Source organism: Litchfieldia alkalitelluris (genome assembly GCF_002019645.1).
Classification (GTDB): domain Bacteria; phylum Bacillota; class Bacilli; order Bacillales; family Bacillaceae_L; genus Litchfieldia; species Litchfieldia alkalitelluris.
Genome location: NZ_KV917374.1, coordinates 1,759,325 through 1,783,848 on the forward strand (window position 1 = coordinate 1,759,325; position 24,524 = coordinate 1,783,848).

At 36.6% G+C, this 24,524-nt stretch carries 19 protein-coding genes and 1 pseudogene; 14 read left to right on the forward strand and 6 right to left on the reverse strand.

Annotated elements, in window-relative coordinates; genetic code table 11:
* Positions 1-325 precede the first annotated feature (325 nt).
* The 12 genes and pseudogenes from BK579_RS08050 (at position 326) to BK579_RS08105 (ending at position 13,116) form a co-directional block, all read left to right on the forward strand.
* The gene (locus BK579_RS08050; protein WP_078544697.1) at positions 326-1,465 is read left to right on the forward strand and encodes an ABC transporter substrate-binding protein; all 1,140 of its coding nucleotides are present in this window, start codon (positions 326-328) and stop codon (positions 1,463-1,465) included.
* Entirely contained in the window at positions 1,462-2,625 is a 1,164-nt protein-coding gene (locus BK579_RS08055) for a CaiB/BaiF CoA transferase family protein (RefSeq protein WP_078544698.1), read from the forward strand. The genes BK579_RS08050 and BK579_RS08055 overlap by 4 nt, the downstream gene beginning before the upstream one ends.
* Complete coding sequence (locus BK579_RS08060; RefSeq protein ID WP_078550465.1) at positions 2,625-3,776, forward strand: CaiB/BaiF CoA transferase family protein; 1,152 nt, start codon at positions 2,625-2,627, stop codon at positions 3,774-3,776. Before BK579_RS08055 ends, BK579_RS08060 begins: the two co-directional genes overlap by 1 nt.
* 18 nt (positions 3,777-3,794) lie before the next feature.
* Entirely contained in the window at positions 3,795-4,628 is an 834-nt protein-coding gene (locus tag BK579_RS08065) for an amidohydrolase family protein (protein ID WP_078544699.1), read from the forward strand.
* A 13-nt stretch (positions 4,629-4,641) separates the two neighbouring features.
* Positions 4,642-5,085, forward strand: coding sequence for a MaoC family dehydratase (locus tag BK579_RS08070; protein ID WP_078544700.1), 444 nt, complete (start codon positions 4,642-4,644; stop codon positions 5,083-5,085).
* Between the two features lie 18 nt (positions 5,086-5,103).
* Entirely contained in the window at positions 5,104-6,189 is a 1,086-nt protein-coding gene (locus BK579_RS08075) for a Gfo/Idh/MocA family protein (RefSeq protein WP_078544701.1), read from the forward strand.
* Between the two features lie 34 nt (positions 6,190-6,223).
* The gene (locus BK579_RS08080) at positions 6,224-7,096 is read left to right on the forward strand and encodes a fumarylacetoacetate hydrolase family protein (protein WP_078544702.1); all 873 of its coding nucleotides are present in this window, start codon (positions 6,224-6,226) and stop codon (positions 7,094-7,096) included.
* 84 nt (positions 7,097-7,180) lie between these two features.
* The gene (locus tag BK579_RS08085) at positions 7,181-7,951 is read left to right on the forward strand and encodes an SDR family NAD(P)-dependent oxidoreductase (RefSeq protein WP_078544703.1); all 771 of its coding nucleotides are present in this window, start codon (positions 7,181-7,183) and stop codon (positions 7,949-7,951) included.
* Between the two features lie 131 nt (positions 7,952-8,082).
* Positions 8,083-10,368: a helix-turn-helix domain-containing protein gene (locus tag BK579_RS08090; protein WP_078544704.1), complete on the forward strand. Its 2,286-nt coding sequence runs from the start codon at positions 8,083-8,085 to the stop codon at positions 10,366-10,368.
* Between the two features lie 243 nt (positions 10,369-10,611).
* Positions 10,612-11,580 (forward strand): ABC transporter permease, encoded by a 969-nt coding sequence (locus tag BK579_RS08095; RefSeq protein ID WP_078544705.1) that lies wholly within the window; start codon positions 10,612-10,614, stop codon positions 11,578-11,580.
* Between the two features lie 14 nt (positions 11,581-11,594).
* A pseudogene (locus BK579_RS08100) lies at positions 11,595-12,323 on the forward strand (carbohydrate ABC transporter permease); the annotation flags it as partial.
* A complete protein-coding gene (locus BK579_RS08105; protein ID WP_235848561.1) occupies positions 12,319-13,116 on the forward strand; it encodes a glycoside hydrolase family 95 protein in 798 nt (265 codons plus the stop codon). The pseudogene BK579_RS08100 and the gene BK579_RS08105, both read left to right, overlap by 5 nt.
* Here BK579_RS08105 and BK579_RS08110 read toward each other — a convergent pair.
* From BK579_RS08110 to BK579_RS08135, 6 genes are all read right to left on the reverse strand, one after another.
* The gene (locus BK579_RS08110; protein ID WP_078544708.1) at positions 13,079-14,626 is read right to left on the reverse strand and encodes an extracellular solute-binding protein; all 1,548 of its coding nucleotides are present in this window, start codon (positions 14,624-14,626) and stop codon (positions 13,079-13,081) included. The two genes, BK579_RS08105 and BK579_RS08110, sit on opposite strands and share 38 nt — an antisense overlap.
* A 110-nt stretch (positions 14,627-14,736) precedes the next feature.
* The gene (locus BK579_RS08115) at positions 14,737-15,621 is read right to left on the reverse strand and encodes a carbohydrate ABC transporter permease (protein WP_078544709.1); all 885 of its coding nucleotides are present in this window, start codon (positions 15,619-15,621) and stop codon (positions 14,737-14,739) included.
* A 21-nt stretch (positions 15,622-15,642) separates the two neighbouring features.
* Positions 15,643-16,626, reverse strand: a complete 984-nt coding sequence (locus BK579_RS08120; protein ID WP_328589250.1) for an ABC transporter permease — start codon at positions 16,624-16,626, stop codon at positions 15,643-15,645.
* A gap of 161 nt (positions 16,627-16,787) precedes the next feature.
* Positions 16,788-18,041 (reverse strand): ribulose-bisphosphate carboxylase large subunit family protein, encoded by a 1,254-nt coding sequence (locus BK579_RS08125; protein ID WP_139365070.1) that lies wholly within the window; start codon positions 18,039-18,041, stop codon positions 16,788-16,790.
* Positions 18,042-18,064: 23 nt separating this feature from the next.
* A complete protein-coding gene (locus tag BK579_RS08130; RefSeq protein ID WP_078544711.1) occupies positions 18,065-20,110 on the reverse strand; it encodes a beta-galactosidase in 2,046 nt (681 codons plus the stop codon).
* 34 nt (positions 20,111-20,144) lie between these two features.
* Entirely contained in the window at positions 20,145-23,336 is a 3,192-nt protein-coding gene (locus BK579_RS08135; RefSeq protein WP_078544712.1) for a hypothetical protein, read from the reverse strand.
* Positions 23,337-23,365: 29 nt separating this feature from the next.
* Between BK579_RS08135 and BK579_RS08140 the strand changes: the two genes are divergently transcribed.
* A complete protein-coding gene (locus BK579_RS08140) occupies positions 23,366-23,764 on the forward strand; it encodes a glycoside hydrolase family 95-like protein (protein ID WP_204524697.1) in 399 nt (132 codons plus the stop codon).
* A gap of 151 nt (positions 23,765-23,915) precedes the next feature.
* Entirely contained in the window at positions 23,916-24,524 is a 609-nt protein-coding gene (locus BK579_RS08145; RefSeq protein WP_235848381.1) for a GDSL-type esterase/lipase family protein, read from the forward strand.

Here is a 24,524-nt window from a genome sequence, read left to right on the forward strand (position 1 = left end):
AAGAGAATGAAAATAGTGTACTCACTAACTGTGGAATGAGCGGTGAGCCGCTTGACTCCTGCGTGATATAGCGGTCACGTGAGACCCCGCAGGAGTCAAAAGCGACGAGGAGGCACTCACGGACCGCCATGCGGCAAGCAGTGGATCGCAGCGATTGTAACTCTGCTAATTAAGTATTTACAGGCTAGCCATCGATATCATAAATGGTTCATTTCTAAACAATTATTGTTAAGAAAGAACATTGTGACCAAAAATTTCAAATGCTACGATGAAATAAGAGATACTGTGGGATTGCCACAAGCCTATTGTTAGGAGGGACCATAGATTGATTAAACTAAAAGGAATAACATGGAATCATAGTCGGGGTTATACATCGGTTGTAGCAACTGCACAACGGTTTATGGAATTAAATCCAGGTGTTGAGATATCGTGGGATAAAAGATCGTTACAAGAATTTGCAGATTATCCAATTGACATTTTAGCTAATGAATATGACTTATTAGTGATTGATCATCCATGGGCTGGTTTTGCAGCAAATAAAGGAGTTCTTGTCAGATTAGAAGAACATTTGCCTGATGAATATCTTAAGGATCAGAAAGAGAATTCTGTTGGAAAATCCTATGAAAGCTATAATTTTAACGGATTTCAGAGTGCTCTTGTGATTGATGCTGCAACACCTATTGCTGCATATCGACCGGATTTAATTCAAAAAGAAAATATACCAACAACTTGGGAACAACTAATAAGTTTAGCGAAAGAGAAGAAAGTTGCTTATGCGGGGTTTCCTATTAATTGCCTTATGGATTTTTACATGGTGGCTGGAACTCTAGGTGGGACATTATTTGATAGTCATCAAGTTGTTAATGAAGACACTGGTATACAAGCGCTAGAGAAAATGAGAGAACTTGCTAGTTATTGTACGAAAGAAATGTTTACTTGGGAGCCAATTAAAGTGTATGAAGTGATGTCTTCTACTAACGATATTTACTATTGTCCATTTGCTTATGGCTATTCAAATTATTCTAGAAAAGGTTATGCAAAAAATATATTAATATCAACAGATTTAGTTGAACTAGAGGGAAGTAAACTTGAATCTACGTTGGGTGGAACTGGATTAGCCATTTCAAATAAGTGTGAAAATCTAGATCAGGCTATTGAATATGTGAAATATACAGCATCACCAGAAATCCAAAGTACATTGTTTTTTGAAAGTGGTGGGCAACCAGGTCATAGACAAGCATGGATAGATGAGGAGGTCAATCGCCGTTCCTTTAACTATTTTAAAAACACTTTACCAGTATTAGATCGTGCTTATTTAAGACCACGTTATAGTGGCTATTTCCATTTCCAAGATAATGGTGGGGATATTGTTCAAAATTACCTCAGATATGGAGGAAATGTTAAAACCGTATTGGAGAAATTAAACAAGTTGTATCACGAATCTTTACAGGGTGAAAGAGTATGAAACCACTAGAGGGATTACTGGTATTAGATTTCAGCCAATTTTTATCAGGACCATCTGCAGCACTTAGACTTGCTGATCTTGGTGCTAGAGTGATCAAGATTGAACGACCTGGGATAGGTGATTTGAGTCGTAAGTTAGCCTTAAAAAATATATTTATCGATAATGATAGTATTGTCTTTCATGCCATTAATCGAAACAAAGAGAGTTTTACAGCAAATTTAAAAGATCCGAATGATTTAGAAAAAGTAAAAAAATTAATTACTCACGCTGATGTATTGATTGAAAACTTTCGACCTGGAGTAATGAATAAAATCGGTTTAGATTATCAATCTGTTAAACAATTAAACCCTAGAATCATATATGGAAGTGTGACAGGTTATGGCAAAGAGGGACCGTGGAAACAAAAGCCTGGGCAGGATTTATTAATCCAATCGATATCTGGTTTGACTTGGCTTAATGGTGATAGTGACCAACCCCCGGTACCATTTGGATTATCTGTTGCGGATATGTTTACAGGTGCACACCTTGTCCAAGGAATTTTAGCTTGCTTAATCAGACGGTCCAAAACAAAAGAAGGTGGCCTAGTAGAGGTGAGTTTATTAGAGTCCATGTTGGATATGCAATTTGAGGTTCTTTCAACTCATCTAAATGATGGAGGACATCCACCTAAAAGGAGTAGGATCAATAATGCACATGCTTATTTAGGGGCTCCATACGGAATTTATGAAACGAAGGATGGCTTTATTGCCCTTGCGATGGGTTCAATCACAAGGCTAGGAGAATTACTTGAATGTGAGGAATTGGCAAAGGACTCAGGTTCACATACTTGGTTTGAACGAAGAGATGAAATTAAAACCATCTTGGTAAACTATCTTAAAAGAGAATCGACATCAGTCTGGCTAGCAAAATTAGAAGCGGGAAATTTCTGGTGTGCAGATGTCTACAATTGGGACCAACTGTTTGGACATGATGGATTCAAAGTGTTACAGATGGTACAAAACATTGATCGACCTAATTCAAATGTGATAAGAACGACAAGATGTCCAATAAGAATCAATCGAGAAAAGTTATTTTCTAGCAAAGCCTCTCCAAAACTAGGAGAAGACACAGATAGAATTACCGAAGAATTCAAATTGCAGTCAAAGGTGGAAAAAGCATGATGAAACAAACTAAACCATTAGAAGGATTACTAGTGCTAGATTTTAGTCAATTCCTTTCTGGACCATCTGCTGCATTACGATTATCAGACTTAGGAGCACGTGTGATTAAAATAGAGAAACCTGAAAGCGGTGACATTTGTCGTTCTCTTTATATTTCAAACCTCGAGTTAGACGGAGATAGTACTCTATTCCACTCAATAAATAGAAATAAGGAAGGCTTTTCATTAGATTTAAAAGATAATGATAGTCGAGTAGTGTTAGAACAACTGATTTCCAAAGCCGATGTTTTAGTAGAAAACTTTCGGCCAGGTGTGATGGAAAGACTAAATTTAGATTATGAAACAGTCAAAAAAATAAATCCGGAAATCATTTATGGTGAAATTACAGGATATGGGTACGAAGGGCCATGGAAAGATAAGATTGGCCAGGATCTGCTATTACAGTCTCTTTCAGGGATTAGTTATACAAATGGTGATGCTAACCAACCTCCTTTACCCCTTGGACTATCAATTGTCGATATGATTGCTGGTGTCCAACTAGTCCAAGGAATATTGGCAAGCTTAGTAAGAAGGTCGATTTCTGGAATGGGATGCTATGTTCAAGTAAGTCTTTTAGAAGCAGTACTAGATTTGCAATTTGAAGTACTGACCACATATATGAATGATGATTTTCAATTACCAGAGAGAAGCTCAGTTAATAATGCGAATGTTTACCTAGGTGCTCCATATGGGATTTATGAAACTCAAAATGGTCATATCGCCTTAGCAATGGGTTCGATTATAGAGCTTGCTGAATTAATTCACTGTGAAAGATTAAAAGAGTTTAAGAAACCAAAGCAATGGTTTGATGAGAGAGATCAAATTAAATCAATATTAAAAGAACACTTGAAAACGGATACAACAAAGTATTGGCTCTCACTCCTTGAACCTGCTGATTTTTGGTGTGCTGAAGTGATGACATGGAAGAAACTACTGGAACATGAGGGGTTTAAAGTTTTAGATATGATCCAAAAAATTTATCGTGAAAATGGTATGAGTATGTTAACAACGAGGTGTCCGATTCGAATTGATGGTCAAATCTATAAATCTGAAATCGGATCACCAACGATTGGTCAACATAATCAATCTATACTCGATGAACTAAGTTCATAGTTGAAAGGAAGAGGTGTAATGATTGTTGATTCGCATCAGCATTTCTGGAATTTTAACTGGTTGCCTTATTCGTGGCCAACGAAAAATGAAGCATCTATTTTTCGTACGATTGAAGCGCCAGAGCTAGAGTCTTTGTTGAAGGAAGCGGGAATTGATAAAACCGTGATTGTCCAAGCAGATGACTCTTATGCAGATACCGTTTATATGCTAGAGACGGCAAAGAGATTTGATTGGGTAGCTGGTGTTGTTGGTTGGGTTCCACTAGATCAGCCAGATGAAGCAAAAGCTAAATTAGCAGAGTATAGTAAGAATCCTCTTTTTAAAGGAGTAAGACCTCTAATTCATACGTACGATGACCCGGACTGGATTGTACAAGATCAGGTAATCGAGGGATTAAAGATATTAGCATCCTTTGACTTAACGTTTGATTTAGTGGCGATTTTTCCTAACCACTTAAAACATGCAACAACCATTGCTGAAAAGGTACCTAATTTAAAGATGGTAATCGATCACTTAGCAAAACCACCTATTAAAGACAAAGCTATTGAACCATGGGCAGAACAGATTCGTAAAGCAGCAAGTTATCCTAATGTGTACGCTAAAATATCAGGCCTCAATACTGCAGCAGACCCAGAAACTTGGTCAGGATCTGATTTTAAACCATATATAGATGAGGCAATTCGTTGCTTTGGAGCCGAACGATTAATGTTTGGTAGTGACTGGCCAGTAGCAAATTTAGCAGGTGATTATTTAAAAGTTTGGACGGAAACGAACAAGGCGTTAGACGGAAAAACTCAAGAACAAGTTAAAGCGATTTTAGGCGAGACAGCTATTAAGTTTTATAACTTATAGGGAGGGGTTTAATATGAGTAAAACTATTTATTATGAAGAGTATGAACTAGGGTCAAAAAGAGAAACAACCGGTAGGACGATTACTGAAACGGATATTGTGCTTCATGCTGGTCAAACAGGTGATTTTTTCCCTCATCATATGGATGCGGAATGGTGTAAGACAACTGAATTTAAACAGCGAATTGCTCACGGGACACTCATCTTTTCTGTTGGGATAGGCATGACTGCAGATGTCATTAATCCGGTCGCGTTTTCCTATGGATATGATCGTTTGAGGTTTATCAAACCTGTTTTTATAAACGATACCATTAAAGTGACTGTTACGATTACAGAAAAGAGAGAATATAAACGCCCTTCACATGGTTTTGTAGTGGAATTAGTAGAGGTGTTCAACCAGAAGGGTGAAACCGTCTTAATTTGTGAGCATTTGCTATTAGTTGAAAAAAAATCACAGTGACAAAGAAGGTGAATTTCATTGGAGAAGACGTGGTTAGATTTAGATTATAAGCCAAGGCTACCAAACAATCTGCGTAGAGGAATCGGTATTATTGGTGCAGGAGAAATTGTTAGAGAGGCGCATCTTCCAGCGTACCAAATGGCTGGATTTAATGTGGTTGCAATTACGAATCGAACACGGAAAAAAGCAGAAGAATTGGCGGAACGCTTTGATATTGCACATGTGTATGAAACAGCAGAAGAGGTAATCAATGATCCACATGTTGAAATTGTAGATATTGCCGTAACTGCCGATTTACAACCTGAAATTGTTGAACTAGCTGCGAAGGCAGGTAAACATGTTTTATGTCAAAAACCACTAGGAGACACAATCGAATCAGCCAGGAAAATTGTCAGCTTATGCAAGGAGTATAACATTAAAGGAGCAGTCAATCAGCAAATGAGGTGGACACCTGGGATTAGGGCTAGTAAAACCATTATCGAACGTGGATGGTTGGGAGAATTAACACAGGCAAGTATTCAAGTAAATGTGTTAACTCAATTTGAGAATTGGCCGTTTTTAAAAGAAATCGATACATTAGAAATCATGTATCATAGCATTCACTATATGGATTCCATTCGCTTTTTATATGGAACTCCTGAATACATTTATGCGGACGGTGCAAGATATCCAGGCCAACAAGTAAAAGGTGAAACGAGAACAATGATTCATATGAAATTTCCAAATGATACAAGAGGTCATATCCATGATAATCATAATAACTGGGCCAACCAAGAAGATTGGTACGCTACATTTCGCTTTGAAGGCACTGATGGAATCATTAAAGGGACAAATGGTGCCCTGTACAATTATCCAGTTGGGAAAGAAGATACGCTTAGTTTTATCTCGAAAAAAATTGACCCAAGCTATTGGTTTACTCCTAAACTAAGTGGTAAGTGGTTTCCACATGCATTCATGGGAACTATGGGTGAGTTAATGAGAGCAATCGAAGAAGACACACAACCTGAAAATAGTGTGGAAGATAATATCAAAACATTGCAAATGGTATTTGCTGCATATCAGTCAATGAAAGAGAATCGCCCAGTTTTTGTTGATAGTATTTAAGATATATTTTTGACGAAGAAAGGAATGAACTAACATGAAATTAGTAACTTATGAAGTTAATGGAATAAAAGAAGTAGGGGTAATTAAAGATCAGTCTGTTGTCTCTTTAAATAAATTATTAAAGAATGAAAACTTTACGATGATGAATCTAGTTGAAAAAGGGCTAGGTTTTATCAAGGAAATTGAAACCCAAGTGGAAGAAGCAACACCTGATTATGATTTAGAGAGTGTTAGTTTGAAAGCTCCATTAGAGAGACCTAAAAAAGTAGTTTGTGTAGGGAATAACTATATGGACCATTGCCGCGAGCAAAATGTCGAGCCACCAAAGAATCCATTGATTTTTTCGAAATGGTCCAGCTGCGTGGTCGGTTATAATGATGAAATTATTTTGCCTGAAGAGTCGCAACAAGTTGACTATGAAGCTGAACTTGGTGTCATAATTGGTTATGAAGGCAAACATATTCCAAATAGCCAAGCATTAAATTATATCTTTGGTTATGTTGCTGTAAATGATATCAGCGCAAGAGATGTTCAATTCTCTGATGGGCAATGGGTTCGTGGGAAGTCATATGATACGTTTATCCCAATGGGACCATACATTTTAACAGCAGATGAAGTAGAAAATCCACAAAATCTAGCAATTAAGACGATTGTTAATGGAAAAGTACTACAAGATTCAAATAGTAAGGAAATGATATTTGATACAGCTTATATTATATCTTACCTATCCAAAGGAATTACTTTTGAACCTGGAGATCTTATTGCAACTGGAACACCACACGGAGTTGGTGTATTTAGAAATCCGCAAGTTTTTCTTGAAGATGGAGACGAAGTTATTGTAGAAGTCGAGGGATTAGGGGCACTAAAAAATCCATGTGTACGCAGTAAAAAATTAATCGTTTCATAGACTAAAGCAAGTGGATCTCAGCGAATGGATCTTCGCTAACCAGGTTATTTCGGGGTAGACTATTTAAGTTAAAGGAATGATTTCATGCGATTAATAGATAAGGTAACACTCATTACTGGTGCAGGTTCTGGTATTGGAAAAGAAACGGCTCTTTTATTTGCAAAAGAAGGAGCAAAAGTAATCGTTAATGATTTAAATGTCGAAGCAGGCCAACAGACAGTAGATGAAATTCTTTCACAAAACGGAATAGCTATTTTTATACAAGCAGATGTAACGAATGAGAGTAATGTGGAAGAGTTAGTCGAAAAGAGCATGGATGAGTATGGTCAAATCGATGTACTTTTTAATAATGCCGGAATTAGTGGGGTTGGAGAACTACACGAAATAGAACTCGATGACTGGAACAAAGTCATGAATGTCAATATCAATGGAGTCTTTCTCGTAACTAAACATGTTGTTCCAGTTATGATGCTGAAACAACAAGGCTCAATTATTAATATGTCTTCTTGTATAGCAGATATAGGATTAGCGAACCGAGCTTCCTATTCTGCAACAAAGGGAGCCATTTTATCATTAACTAAATCGATTCAAGTGGATTATGCCAAATATAATATAAGAGTAAATGCATTGATGCCAGGCACTATTTACACTCCATTTGTTGAAGATTATGTTAGTAAATCCAAAGATCCAGAGGCAACTGTTAATTCTATTAAAAGAAGACAGCTAAGTGATGAACTTGGTAAACCAATCGATGTCGCGTATGCGGCATTATACTTAGCTTCAGATGAATCGCAATTTATGATGGGATCTCCATTTATGATTGATGGTGGTGTGGTGAATGGGAAATTAAGTTGAAATGTTGTCTATATGTGAATAGTTGTAAAAATGACGAAGTTCGGATCTACTTGAAAGTTAAGAAGATCTACCTCGTCATTTTTTATCTATCACATTCCATTTTTACTATGGCTAGTAGGGGAGGTTAGAACTTGTTTAGAGGGAAAGGTTCAAGTGTATACAAAAGCCTATTGCTATCTTATATATTTGTTTTAATTATTCCACTGTTTGCTGGATATTTTTCTTATCGAATTTCATTTAGTAATGCAAAATCCCATTCTATTAATAGCAGTTTAATGCTATTAAATCAAAGTAAGGAAATCCTTGATCGACGAATATCAGAGGTTGGTAAATTCACGAAACAGCTGGCCCTAAACCCTGAGTTTATGCTCCAGTTAAATAGACAAAATCCAGATGTTAAAAAAAGAGTTTTCGAGCTATGGAGGACTGCACAAGATATTGCAACTTTTTCAAAAACAAATGATTTTTTGGAAGATTATTATATTTATTTAGAAAATTATGAAGCGATTTTAACTCCCAATTCAATTTTTTATCGGAAGGATCACTTTTACCAAACAAGCCATTACAAAAACATATCGTTGATAGACTGGGAAGCTACGATTCTTAATGGAAATCATAATAGTAAGATTATCCCAAGTGAAAGTTATATACAAAATAACAAAGAAAAGTCAATGATTAGCTATTTACAGTCATTGCCTCTTAATAACTATAATCACTCGAAGGGTACAGTGGTCGTATTAATTAATGTGGAAAATATTGAGAATTTGCTTCAAAGTATTTCCAAACAATATAATGGTTGGGCTTATGTAACAGACAATAATGGTAAACATATTGCTTCAGTTGGTGTTAGTGAAGAGCAGATTGATACATTAGAAAGTCAGTTAGACCCAAATAAAACAAGTAAAACTCAAGAACTGAAGGGTGACACCTTATTTATTCGAACCTTTTCCAATAGCAACGGATGGATTTATACAGCAGGGATTCCAAAACAAGAAATTATGAAAGAAGCGGAAAAGATTAAACAGGTAACTTTATATATAACAGCAACAACTTTAATTATAGGTGTATTGATTGGGTTATTTTTTGCCTCTCGGAATAGTAGGCCAATTAAGAATTTAGTGGAAACATTGAAAGAGCAGGTTGGGGAAACAGCTCAAATTAAGAATAAAAATGAATTTGATTTTTTACAAGGTAACATTAACAAGCTATTATCCAACAATAAAGGAATGCAATTCGAAATCCAAAAACAGAATCTATTGCTTAAGGAAGCCTATTTAAAGCAATTAATAAATGGTGAAATGTATAGTGAAAAAGACTTGATAACAGGAATTAAGCAACTAAAAATAACGGGGTTAACTAGGTTTGGATATATGGCAATGATTAAAATGACTGATTATATAGATTTAGATGACAAAAAAGACTATAACAATTTAAATGCTGACCGTCTAATTGTAAAAGAGTATTTATCGAACATAGAGATAATAAGTACGGACATTGATAAAGACAGCATGGTCATCTTTATTACCTATGAAAAAGAAGATAGCCAAGTAAATAACAAGCAAACAGATAAAATTTTAAACGAATTTTTGACATCTATGAAACATTATGGAATTTCGATAACGATTTCTGTTGGAAGTGTATTTAATTCTTATCTAGATATAAGTAAATCATATCATGAGGCACGTCAAACTATGGATTTTGCTTTGCTAGTTGGTAGTAGTGGAATAAACTGGTATGACAAATTAAAAGAAACGGATGTTTTATACTACCCGATTGACTCGGAATTAAGATTAATTAATGCAATGAAAGCTGGAGAAATGTCAGAGGCGAAGAGAATATTGACACAACTACTAAAGGAAAACTTTACAAATAGAAAGTTATTTATTGAGATGATCGATGTATTAATTGATGAGATTAGAGGTTCACTACTTAAAGTATTTGAACCAACGATCTTTAACGATGCAAGTGAATTTGAATATTGGAAGAACAAGGTGTTACACATTCAATTTAATGGTGAGTTTGATGAAGTTGAAAATAAGTTCAATAAGGTAATAGAAACATATTGTCAGTTAATTGAAGATAAGAAAAAACTGGTGGGTAATGAAACAGTAGATGCCATTATTGCTTTCTTGCATGATTCCTATGATAATCCAGATTTATCACTGTATTTAATTTCGAAACAAGTTGGTCATTCAGAAAAGTATGTATCACAACTTTTTAAAGAAATCACAGGTGTGTACCTTTTTGATTACTTAGAAGATATACGAATTAATAAAGCAAAGGAACTATTAAGTCAAACGAATGAAACAATTGAGGCATTATCTAAGAAGGTTGGGTATAATAGTCCACAGTCATTTCGCCGTGCATTTAAACGAGTTGCAAATGTTACACCAAACCAATATCGGAAAATAGGGTGAATCCCAAAAGGAAACCTTCAGATCCTTAATTTAATAGGTTTCCGCCGATGTTTTCTTTCAATGTACCCCAAAGATTCATTGTATCTTTACAGTAAAATCATGGGCATGTTAGTTTTTTCTTAACAAGAAAAATCCGAATTTTCTCAAATTGCAATGAATTTAAAGCGCTTACTTCGTCTGTTGTTTTTATTCAAAAATTGGAAAACAGGTCTTCAAAGAGTAAGCCGTTAAAGGGGGGAGTTAATGAATACCGAAAAAACATTTATTCAAAGAGAGAGGATTCACAAGAAAAATGAAGTGCCTCAATGGAGATTGGCTAAAAAGAGTATGAAGAAACACTGGCAGTTTTATTTGCTCATTATACCACCAGTTTTATATTTCATTATTTTTAAATATATCCCTATGGTTGGTGCGATCATTGCTTTCAAAGATTATAGCGTTATTAAAGGAATATGGGGAAGCCAATGGGTAGGCTTAAAACATTTTGACGCTTTTTTCTCTAATCCTGTTGCAATGGATTTGATTAAAAATACATTGTTACTCAGCATTTATCAACTAGTTGTTGGATTTCCTATCCCCATAATTTTGGCTTTAATGCTTAATGAAATAAGAAACGGTGTTTTTAAAAGGTCCGTCCAGATGATTACTTATGCTCCGTATTTTATTTCTGTGGTTATTATTGTTTCTATAATTACAATGGTGCTTCACCCTAGAATAGGAATTGTGAATAGTATCATTGGTATTTTTGGAATGGACCCAATAAATTTTATGGGTAATAACGAAATGTTCCGATCTATTTTTGTATGGTCAGATGTATGGCAAAACTCGGGGTATGCAGCCATCATTTACTTGGCAGCCTTAGCAGGAATTGATCCACAGCAATATGAAGCTGCAAAGGTTGATGGGGCTTCTAGATTCCAGCGTATTATGAACGTTGACATTCCAGGCATTATGCCTGCAGCCATTATTATCTTAATTCTGAATGTAGGGAACTTAATGGCGATTGGGTTTGAAAAGGTGTATTTATTACAAAATCCGTTAAACCTTTCTGCTTCAGAAGTTTTACAAACCTATGTTTATAAAATGGGGATTTTAAATGCTAATTTCAGTTTGGCATCAGCTGTTGGATTATTTAATTCTATGATTAATTTAATTTTGCTTGTAGTCGTAAATGCAATAGCAAAACGAATTTCAGGAAATAGCCTTTGGTAAGGGAGGAGGGAGACATGAAAAGGTCAAGTACAAAAATAAAGGAGTCTTTCACAGATAAAGTGTTTTTAGGTGGGATCTATTTTGTATTATCAATCGTTTTGGTTATTGTTTTATACCCATTAATCTATATTATTAGTTCATCATTCAGTAGTCCAGAAGCAGTTAATTCGGGGAAAGTTTGGCTTTTTCCAGTTGATTTTTCATTAAAAGGCTACACAACTGTTCTAAGCAATTCCAACGTTTTACTAGGTTATACGAATTCATTGTTTTACACATTTTTTTATACCTTAATTGCTGTTACTCTAACGATTTTAGTAGCTTATCCCCTGTCAAGACGTACTTTTTATGGAAAGAACCTATTAATGATGTTTATCGTGATGACAATGTTATTTCATGGTGGACTTATACCTGAGTACCTCGTAGTTCAAAAGCTTGGTATGATTGACAGTCGTTGGGCGTTATTAATTCCTAAGGCCATTGCTGTATGGCAGGTAATTATTGCTAGAACCTTCTTCCAACAAATGATTCCGGAAGAACTCTCAGAAGCAAGTGAAGTGGACGGGTGTAGTGATTTACGGTTTCTTTGGTCAGTCGTTATTCCCCTTGCTAAACCGATAATTGCAGTATTAACGCTTATGTATGCCGTATTCCAATGGAATTCCTACTTTGATGCAATGTTGTTTTTACAATCAAGTGATTTATATCCATTGCAACTAGTATTGAGAGAAATACTGATTGTTGACCCTTTGGTCAGGTAAATATAGAGAATGGGTTCAGCCTAACGCAAAAAATGTATTAGCTGAAGTGCGTTCCCTTCTTTTTCAAGGAAAATATGTTGAAGCAGATATACTTTGTAAAGAATTAATGGGTCCTTACACTGAATCATATCTTCCATTAGGAGATATACATATACAATTCGAACATGGACAATTAGCACATTCTTATCAACGAATACTTGATTTGGAAGAGGGGATTGCAAGAACTGAATACAAGGTTGGTAATGTTCTTTTTACAAGAGAGATGTTTGCTTCCTATCCCGATCAAGTGATTATTCTTCATCTTAAAGCCAGCAAAGAAAAAATGTTAAATTTTCATGTGAAATTAACAAGTCCACTTAGATATAAAACTGAAATTAAGCAAGAGAGGTTAATTCTAAAAGGCATCGCACCTGAAGAAATTGCTCCCCATCATGTTCAAGTAGACCAACCATTAATTTATGGTGATTTTGAGGAAACAGATGCTATCCGTTTTGAAGGCCAGTTGGGAGCCAATCTACGCGATGGTGAATTATTATGTGATGCAGATGGACTACATGTATATAATGCTTCTGAAATTACTCTCTATTTCGGTGCTGCAACAAGCTTTAAAAGATTTGAAAATCCTCATAGTTACGATAGCAATGAACCTTCAAATATTCTCAATCTACAGATGGAAAAGGTAAAAGATCAACCATTCGAGTCTCTAAAAATGAATCATTCGATAGACTACCAACAATTATTTAAAAGAGTGCAGTTAGATCAATACCAATGTCTTTAGCTATTTTCATCATATTTTCATAGGCTTGCTTAGCCTCAGCTTCTGATTGTGCTAAGTAAATCTTAGCTTCTTCATTTTTAATCATATTATCAAGGTTCGCCTTAATTACCTGTTCATCTGAATCAACCGGAAGAACAATACCTCCAAGTAATGGATTACCTTTTGTATATTGTTTCGCATCGATCAATGCCTCTGTTATCGTACTACCAGGGACATAACGTTGAACTTGTGCATAAATACCTTTATCAGCTAAAAGGCCCCACCAAACAGAACCAATTTTTTTATGTTCAGCAGCACTTTGAGAATCGTATTTGAAAGTTGGGTAGCCACCTTCTTCAATTGGTTTATCCATTGTCCAATGTTGTTCTTCAACGCCCCATAAACCTAACATTTGTCCTTCATCACTTTGCATGAATTGTAAGAATTTAATAGCTGCTTCTGGGTTTTTAGCCTTCTTAGTTATGAAAGTACCTGACCATCCAGCACTATCAGCTGACATAACAGGATTTTCACCAATTAATTTTGTTAACTGACTGATTTCAAAATCTTTCCCACTAGCTTTAATTTCTGAGTTAATTGTATACATATCTGTAAGGTTTGCAATCGCAAAAGCTTCCCCATTAATAATCATCGCTTTTGCTTGGTTTGTATCCTTCCAAGTAAAGTTTTCTGCACTGATTAAGCCCTCACGATATAACTTATTCATAAACATATAATAATCATATTGTTCTGGTTGAGCAATATAGTATTTAACTTCTCCATCAACTATTCGAAAATTCTGTAAATAAGAAGCGCCAAAGTTCACTTTAAAGTAGTGACCAAGTACAGCTGGATTAAGAACTAACGGCTTCATCTCAGGATACTTTGATTTTACTTCTTTTAATACATTTACTAGATCATCTAATGTTTCAATCTTCGGGTTTCCTAATTCCTCCAATATATCTGTACGAAGGGATAATGCAGGAATGTTACCTAATGCTGCTGGTGTAGATTGAAATACCCCAGGTGTTGTGAAACCATTTCTTATTGAATATAACTTTCCATCTGAAGCTTGATTTAGAACTCTCGCCATTGGATCAATTTCAAAATCTTGAATGTTATATTTTTCAATCAATTCATCCCAAGTATAAGAGATATCTGCATTCGACATTTGTTGGAAATTACCTTGTGTGAAAACAAGATCTGGTAAATCTCCTGAAGAAATCATTAAAGGCAACTGTTGTGCATCAGATGCAACTTGCACGTTTAGTTTAATTCCTGTCTTTTCTGTAATTGCTTCCGGAACTTCACCTGACCATTCTGTTAAAGGCCAGAAGGAGTGATCCACAAAGATTGTCAGTTCTTTTACTTCATCTGAAGAATCAGTTGACTGTTCTCCAGTCTGTTGTTCAGTATCGTTAGATGGTTCTTCTTGCGTATTAGTGTCAGCGCTTTCACAAGCAACAAAAACTAATAGTACTAATGATAAAAGGGCAAATAACCAAAAACGCTTTCCTACTTTTTGTAACATGAACAATTTCCTCCCCTATATTGTTATATTAACCTATTAATTAGTGTTGCAAAAGAAGTTTTGCTCAACTAATTAATAGGGTACTACCTTTTCTATAAAGTAAAATCTCATTAACCTTTAACTGCACCTATTGTTGCACCTTTAACAAAGTATTTTTGTAAGAAAGGATAGACACAGATAATTGGAACAACCGAAATGACCATTGCCGTAATCTGAAGAGAATACGGAGTAGATTGTGCTACTTTAGCTGCATACTCAGCTCCTGGACCCTGGAGATCGATTGGTATGTTTGCTTTTTGAATTACCTCCATCATCTTATAGGTTAGTGTTCGAAGGTTTTCATTTTGAACAAAATAGGCTGAATCTAACCAAGCATTCCATTGTCCAACACCTGTAAATAGAGCCATTGTAGCTAAAACTGGTTTTGAGATTGGTAATACGACTGATATGAAAATCCTTAAATCACTAGCCCCATCAATCTTAGCTGATTCTTCAAGTTCTTTAGGTATCTCGCGAAAGAATGAAATGGCAATAAACAATAAGAATATATTAAGCATTCCTGGGATTACATAAACCCAGAAAGTATTCAATAAATGTAAGCTTCTTAGTACAACGTAAAGGGGTATAATACCTCCTGATACATACATTCCAATAATAAATAGAGCGAAATAAAATTTCTTGAACATTAAATCCTTTTTAGCTAAACCATAAGCTACTATACTAGTGCATAATACACCTAAGATTACACCCACTACGGTTCTGGCAACACTTACAAAGAATGCAAGTATCCATTTCGGATCCACGACCAGAGTCTCATAGTTAACCAATGTAAACTCTCGAGGCCAAAAGTAAATCCCGCCTAAGGTAGCATCCACACCATCATTAAAAGAAATAATAATTAAGTAATAGAATGGATAAAATGTGACAATGAAAACAATTGCTAGGATAGAATATACGACAAAGTCCACTATTTTATCTTCCACTGTTCTTTTCATAAAGATATCCTTTCTGGTTATTTAGAATAACCCTGTTTTTGTAACCTTTTTTGCAAGCCAGTTGCTTCCAAATATGAGTGTAACTGAAATAATTGATTGTAAAAGATCAATCGCAGTTGCATATGAATAACGTCCCTGTGCTAGCCCCATATTAAAAGCATAGGTTTGTAGTATCTGAGACTTTTCAGAGTTGACCGCGTTTCCTAATAAAAAGGATTGTTCAAAGTTAGACCCTACTAATCCACCACCTAAAAGGCTTCCAATTGCTAGAATTAAAACGACAATAATAGTACCTTGAATGGCTGGCAATGTGATATGCCAAATTCTTCTTAGTCGACCAGCACCATCAATCTGTGCTGCTTCATATAATGTAGGATCCACACCACTCAGAGCAGCTAAGAAAATGATTGTCCACCAACCTGCTTCTTTCCACATCGCTGTCATAACTGCAAGACCCCAGAAATGATCAGGATCTGATAAAAATGAAATTGGCTCATCCACGATTCCTAATTTCACTAACATTTCATTAATAATTCCTATATCTGTCGATAAGAAAATAGATGCTAAACCAGCAACAACTACCCATGATATAAAATGGGGAAAGTAACTTGTCGTTTGTACAATTCGTTTAACCGCACTGATTCGAACCTCATTTAGCATAATGGCTAAAATAATTGGAACTGGAAATGTAAATACTAATTTTAATAAACTAATCGCCAATGTGTTCCTAACGATCTGTTCAAACTGGTAGTCTGTGAAAAACTGATTGAAGTATTTTAAACCTACCCACTCACTGGTAAAAATACCCATTATACCGCTAGTTATGGAGTAGTCCTTAAAAGCCATTAGGATACCAAACATTGGCAAATACTGAAATATAAAGAGGACGATCAATCCAACTAGGACAAATAGTTGGGGGTATGTTTGTTTTTTTAAGCGCTTCCAAACCGACTGTTTAGGAAGGGAATAAATAGTTTCCTTAGAACCTTGCATACTCGGTTTCACTGCTTTCTCTCCCCTCTTTGCTTTTTCTTCTGTTCATACTTCTATTTTAAATAGTAATAGAGTATTAAGATATTGTTTAAATTTAAGAATAAAGTGCTCTTTTATTAGGTTTCAATTTTAGATATGAACAATGGTCGTCTCGTAAAATTCTGTCCTATTTTTCATGAAAATTGTTGAATAGCTTTAAGCAATGTAGGCTTAGTTTTAGCATATTCTGAGATGTCAATTCGTTGAATTGCCGCCTCCCATGCTAATTTCACACTTTCATACCCTGCAGAAGGACCATCGGGATGTGCTAAAATACCGCCTCCAGCTAGATGCATTAAATCAACTGTTTCTGTGCTAGAATACGTTGGTTCGACCGTTCCAGCCCATTGACCATTTGAGACAACTGGCATTGTTTCATAGCCACTTAGTAGTGGTGTCACACACGATTTAATAGCGTTGACAACAGATTGATTGCTCTCGTAAAACTTTCCATTCAAACCATTTACATGAAGGTGATCAGCCCCAGCTAAACGACATAGTTTTTGGTATACTTTGAAATCCATCCCTAAATAGGGACTTCGCGTCAACATGCCCCACTGATTTCGATGTCCATGAATCGGAACTTCACTAAACTTATTTAAATAGGTTAGTCCAGCAATTCCGATACTGTTTATACTAACCATGACACAGTTTCCACCAGCATTAACAACTAAATCATGATTACGCTTTAACTCATCAATATCACCTGTAATATTAAAAGCGTACATTAATTTCTTTCCTGTTTTATCTGCTGCGCGATTAACCGCATCCATGACTGCTTCTACTTTTTTCTCTAGTGGAGCATAAGGTGGATTCGCATTTAATTCGTCATCTTTTATAAAATCCAACCCAGCTAAAGCTAAGTTTTCTACCATCTTTTGAAGTTCACCCATTGAAAGACCCACACTTGGTTTTACAATCGTCCCAATGATTGGTCGGCCTTCTACGCCTGTCAATTCTCTTGTTCCTTTAATCCCAAATTTAGGTCCTTTATAGACCTGAGAGAAAGCTCGCGGTAACTCAAGGTCCATTAACCTTAATCCAGATAATTCTTGAAGCTCATATAAATTACCCGCGACAGCTGTTAATAGGTTAGGAATGGAAGGACCAAAATTATGTAAAGGAAAAGATACCTTCACTTCCCCTCTATTAAAAACACCGTTATGTCCAGCTGGGATCTTAACACCCGGTAAACTTGGAGTGTTTACTTGCTCAATTTCTTTTACACTAACAACTTTTGCACCGTGAAGCTTTATTAACGTTTCAGTTTCTCCAGGAACCGCGGTAAATGTGCCGGTGGATTGTTCACCGGCAATTTTTACTGCAGCATACTCTAAAGAATAAGGCGTTTCAACTAAATAAGTTGCAACTACTCTTTCTTGATTCAACGGAATTCCTCCCTAACAATCTGTCATTTTGCTTCTACAACAATATAAACTTCATTAGGTGGGATGATCATTTCTCGTTCAAAGATGGCTCCACTTAGCAAGTCTTTATATGTTTTTTCCTTAATGTCTAGGTTTTGATTCAGGTTAGTATGATTTAAAATAAACATAAATAAACGTCCATCTTTCTCTCTTCGTGTAACTTCAACGCCTGATGGGGCTTCCATAACAGGCTCAATCCCTTTCTCCTTACAAAGATGCCTTGCCAGCTCTTGTAAAAACTTAGGTTCAGGGCTTGAAGCGATATACCATGCTTCACCCTCTCCAAACTTGTTCCGAGTAACTACTGGCATTCCTTTGTAAAAGTCATCCCCATATTCAGCTAGAACTTCTGCACCTTCTGAATGCAATAAATCACATAAAATCTCACAGCTATACTCACTCTTAAAACCTGCTATTTTCTCTTTTACTACGATTCTATTTTTTTGCTCCGGGAATAAAGCATCGATTTCCTCAACCCATATTCCTAATAATTTTCGCAATTCTCCTGGATATCCACCTAGAGTAACTAAGTCATGTTCATTAACAATCCCACTAAAAAACGTCGTAACAAAGGTTCCACCATTTGCAACAAACTCTTCAATTTTAGCAGCAAGGCCAGTTTTCACCATATAAAGTACAGGTGCAACCACTAGCTCATACCTACTAAAATCAGAATTCGTATTAATTATGTCAACTTGAATATTGTTTTCAAAAAATGCATTATAGTAATTTTGCACTTGCTCTGGGTAATCTAATAAATCACTTGGACCACTGGAGAAGTCAATCCCCCACCAATTTTCCCAATCAAAAATGATTCCCACTTTTGCATCAATACGTGAATCTAGCAATTGGTCGCCAAGTGAACTTAATTCTTTTCCAAGTTCCGCTACTTCATTAAAAACTCGTGTGTGTTCATGCCCCACATGCTCAATCACTGCCCCATGATATTTTTCGCAAGCACCAGCAGATCTTCTTAATTGGAAAAACATCACTGTATCTGCTCCCCGAGCAACAGCTTGATAACTCCATAGACGCATGACACCGGGACGTTTTAATGAATTATACGGTTGCCAATTTTGTTGACTTGGTGTTTGTTCCATAATCATAAATGGGTCGCCATCTTTGAACCCACGCATCATATCAAGTCGAAATGCTGTCGTACTCACTGGAGTGTCAAAAGAGGGATAATTGTCCCAAGCGACAATATCCACCTTTTTGCTCCACTTAAAATAATCAAGAGGTTTATAATTTGCATGGCCATGATAGTTCGTTGTGATTGGTATGTTAGGATTTGCTCTACGAAGGATCTCGTATTCGTCTAAATACCGATCTAGTACACTATCAGAGTTAAATCGATGGTAATCTAGCGTAATCCCCTGGAACGCTGTTTTGTCTGGATGATTGCGATCTAAATGCTCACTAAGTAAATTAGGAAGGATAATTTCATCCCAATCATAAAATGTGTGGCCCCAGAAACGAGTGTTCCATGCCCTATTCAATTCTTCCAATGAACCATATTGCTTTTTCAACCACTTGCGAAATTCCTTTTCACAAGTGTCACAGTAACATTGGCAACCCATTTCATTATTAACATGCCAGATTAAGACTGCTGGATGATGACTATATCTTTCTGCTAATTTTTCTACTAAGCTTTTAGCATATTTTTGATAGGTCGGGCTATTAGGACAGCTATTATGCCTAAAACCAAACTTTCTTTTTCTCCCTTCAAAATCGACGGATAATACATCTGGATATCTAGTTGCCATCCATGCAGGGTGGTTTGCTGTACCTGTTGCAAGACATACATAAATTCCATTGTTATATAGCTGTTCAATCACTTCGTCTAACCAACCGAAATTATAGGTATTTTCATCTGGCTGGTTAAGTGCCCATGTAAAAACATTAACAGTGGCGACATCAATTCCGGCTAGTTTAAATAATCTTACATCTTCATTCCAAATATCTCTGGACCATTGTTCAGGGTTATAATCTCCACCATAAAAGATTTTTGGTAGTTTATTAGATATCATTATTTAATCCTCCATGTGTCATCCTTTTTTCAAACTATGATTGATAAATACGAACTGGTCCATATAAACCACCCGCTGCAAACTTATCGATCCAACCTGTTTGATCTTTATCCATATTAAAGTACAGGTTTTCTCCACCTATGACATTACTAGGACGGCCGATTTGATAATGGGTTCCTAATGTATTGGTTACTCTAATTCTTAATCTGTGACTACCTTCATTTAAATTCTCACCTAAGTCAAAAAGATATGGACGCCATACGCGGATTCCAACAGGCTGATTATCTATCCAAACCTCTGCGGTCCCTCTGATATGACCTAGATCAAGTAGGGCCTTAGAATCTTTCTCTACTGAAAAAGTGGTTTCATATTCGACAGCTCCACTAAAATGTGGTAAAGCTAAGGCTGTTCTCCAGTCCCCTAACTTACCTTGTGCATGTGCGGTCTCAAAACGAATAGGTTTTAAAAGAACATCCGCCCCTGAAAAAGGACCATCTGGTTCAATTCGAATAGATGCAACTGTTCCAGCCGGTTGAACTGGGCATTTAGCTATTCCATGTTGTACGGCCACCTCTTCTCCACCAATCCATACACGAGCCGCCCCAGCACTTTCTAACTTAAGTGTTTTAGCACCGATTGGCATGGTCACGCGGATCCACACAGGTTTCCCTATTAATTCAGGTGTAGTATGGAACGGAAGAGGCTTCGGATCCGGAATCGAATTAGGCATCAACCAACCTACATTTGGTAGTGGATGTGGTCGATCAGATAACCATAAAGATTCTGTTTCAGCAAATTGTAATACTGCTTCATGAAGGATTGTCGCTTTCTCATTTTGTTCGTTTTGCCAATCCTCACCAGTGCTGAACATTGACGTTTCCCCATTAAAATACTCGATTACACCGTCTGCTAATACTTCACCATTTCCTTCAGGTAATTTAAATCTAATTTCGTTTTTCCCGTTTTTCCAAAGAGCAGTTATATCAACTTCCTCTTGTCCTTGTCTAATATATGGATTAAAGTCCCCATGCTCTGTCACCATTTCACCATTCACCTCTAGTGCTACACGACCTCTAGCAGCAAACACCATTCGTACACTTTTGATAAGAATGTCTTTATCATGATCAATGTATTTGACTATACTAGATTTTGGATTTGGTTTATTGGTATATATCCATTTTGGTAATGTTGGTTTAGACTGGGTATTGATTTCAATACCCACACGAATTAGTTCTGTTACAATTGCCTCTACTTTTAATAGGATTTCATTTGCTCCCTCTTCTAACTCAACCCATGCAGTTTGTTCCTCAGGTCCTCCAGTCCAATTAATTTCCTTACCGTTAATGGAGCCTGAGATCTTTGCATTACCTTCTAACCTTACCCAATACTGACCTGGCTTATCTGCGATAACATTTGATTTCGCCCATACGATTTCTCCTTGTTGAACTTTTCCTAAATTTAAGAATCTACGAGGTACTCTTCCCATTCGCCCAGCCCATGTCTTAAAACTCATATCACCAAGGGTGTTACTGTATACAACTTCCCATGATTCGCTAAAGTTTTCCTGTTTACTTGCAATCCAGTATGCAGACTCACTCCATAGCCTTGAAGTCCAAGATGTATCATCAAATTCAGGTAGATGCCATCCTGCGTTTTCACCATCATCTTTACTATTTTCCTGTGCAAACGTAACGACACGTTGTTCAATTGGCATCACTCGATTGTCTCCATGAAGATCAAAATCACCGTACGTATTATCCAGTGTTGGAACAACTTTTACTCGCCAATTATCTGTTGGTAATTGAGCACTTAGCTTAGTTAGCGATTTCGTACTAAGGTTAGATGATTGCTCCAACGTTTCTGTTGATGAATCAATGGTACAAACAACTAATGCAGCAGGCCATGATGTGAAATCGACTTCCACCTCTACCCATTCTCCATCACGCTTATAATCTAGGGCGTAGGTTTGGCCATTTGTTGGGTCCCAAAGTTGCGGTTCCCCTTTTGTCCTTAAGCGGTAAACCGCTTGTTGCTGAACCTCTGTTTCCAGGTCAGTCGGCTTATGCATTCTAATTAATCGACCATCGTCAGGTAGCAATAAGAAAATATCCGCATCATCTGTAGCACGATGCAAGGTAGTTCCTTTGCCTTCAACACGTTTTGGCAACGTCTTATCAACGATTTGAGCGGCTTCTGTTGCGGTTTTTACAGTCTTAATCCCCTCAATCCTTGGATCATCAAGCGGAATATCAACACCGATTACCAATCCACCTTCATTTATCCATAATTCAAGTTTTTTCTGTGCTTCTTTCCTCATAATTGTCGTTCCAGATAAAAGTAGCACAGAGAATTTCTCACCATTAATGTTAAGTTTTCCATCTTCAATCACTGCTTTTTCCAATGCAGAATCATCGATCACATCAAAATCTCTTTTCACTTCACGCAATGCACCTAGACAGTCTTGATTTTTACGATTCCATCTTCCTGTGATATTTTCATGCACTTCTTGCATATGTTTTAATGCGTCATGCGGCATTTTATTGGCAACTGACATTGGATGTTCTGAGCTTTCTCCATCATTCAAAGACATATAACCTGTTGAAGCATAGGAAGGATAATGAACACCCACATCTGCAATATGAACCCCTTGTGTTAATAAAGAACAAACTCGACTAACTGTGTCTGCGAAGACATTATAGTGTTCGTAATAGGGTTGTCTCCAACCGGTATCTGGTGATGCCCATTCCCACCAACCACCTTTCGTACTAAAATAAACGGCATGTGGGCTATAAAGGGTTGTTCCACCTTGGAACCATGGAATTAACCAGTGCATCGTTTCTTCAATTGTTCCGCCCCAACCACTGGAATGAAACGCTTCTAACCAAACACGCTTACCACCATGTAAATGGACCATTGAAGAGTGAGGCTTAACCTCTCCATCCATATCACATCCTGGTGAACTGTACCAACGATGAGTTTTGATATAATCTAAATACAGACGCTGTGCACCGTGAATATCTACACGTCTAGCTGGTCCAGCTTGGTCACATCCTAATAACAAGTTATATTTGGCATGCCACTCAGAAATGGGGATGAAAAATGACTTTTCCGCAAGCTCAGTAGCTAAGTCGTATACTCTTCTACGGATTTCTTCTGAATTATTCGTATCCTCAAACAAGGCAGGTAACTGGGAGAGAAGCTCTTCATTGTATCGCTCTTTATACAAATCTAGCGTTTCTTTCGTCCATAATGGTAATGGTGGAAGTTCATCTTGAAATGCACCGTCATCCGAAATTAAAGGAATTTCCTTTAACGGTAGAAGCCAACTTTGGAGCGACAGCGGGAATTGCTGAACTACTATTACAAAGCCACGACAGTTGTATCCACCTTCTACCTGCACTTCCTAAAGCGTGGAAGAAAGGATCTATTAATGGACTAAGAGCCCGTGGTGGGTTTGAGGTTGAGATGGAGTGGGTGGATGGAAAGATTTCTGGAGCTCAAATAAAGTCTCAAAATGATGGGTTATGCAGAATAAGAACCGATCAAGCAATTGATTTAGTAGACGAAGAATATTCAATGATAGATGGGATTTTAGAATTCCAAGCAGAAGCTGGAAAAATATATTCGTTGAAGCGTAAGGTTGAAATTGTGTAAATAATGGTCCAAGAAAACCTATAAAAACGAAGCGGAAGAGAGTGGTAGAGATGATAAGTAAAACAAAAAGACCAGAAATGATTAGACCAGGTATGTTTGGTGGTATTGATCTGCGGATACAAGACGTAATGTCTTTGATTATCATAATGAAGTGTTAATCCGTCATGAAGCGCCTGTTGATTTTGTATTTATTGGAGATTCAATTACAGATATGTGGGATATTGAAACTTATTTTGGAGGTAATAATCGTCGTCTTGTAAATAGAGGGATTGGCGGGGATATGACGCCGTTTGTACGTCGCCGTTTTGCAGCAGATGTTGTTCAATTAAAACCAACATATGCGGTAATTAAGATAGGAATCAATAATACATGGGCATTAGATGAATGGCAGCCACAAAACAGAAAACCAGCGAAACAAATCCATGACGAAATCTTAAATGATATTAAGGATATGGTGATTCAAGCAAAAGATGCGGGGATTGTGCCGATTATTGGTTCTTTACTTCCTACAAGAATAGATACAAATAAACAAACAAATGAACGTAATGAGCTTGTTCTTGAAATTAATTGTTCTCTCAAGGAACTGACATTGATCGAAGATGGTATTTATATAGACTATCATTCGTCAATGGTTGAAGAAGATGGAAAAACATTGCTTCCAGGCTTAGCAAATGACGGACTCCACCCACATGTAGTTGGTTATGATATCATGGCAGATGTTTTACGTAGTGAATTAAGTAAACATGGAATTCAAATCTAA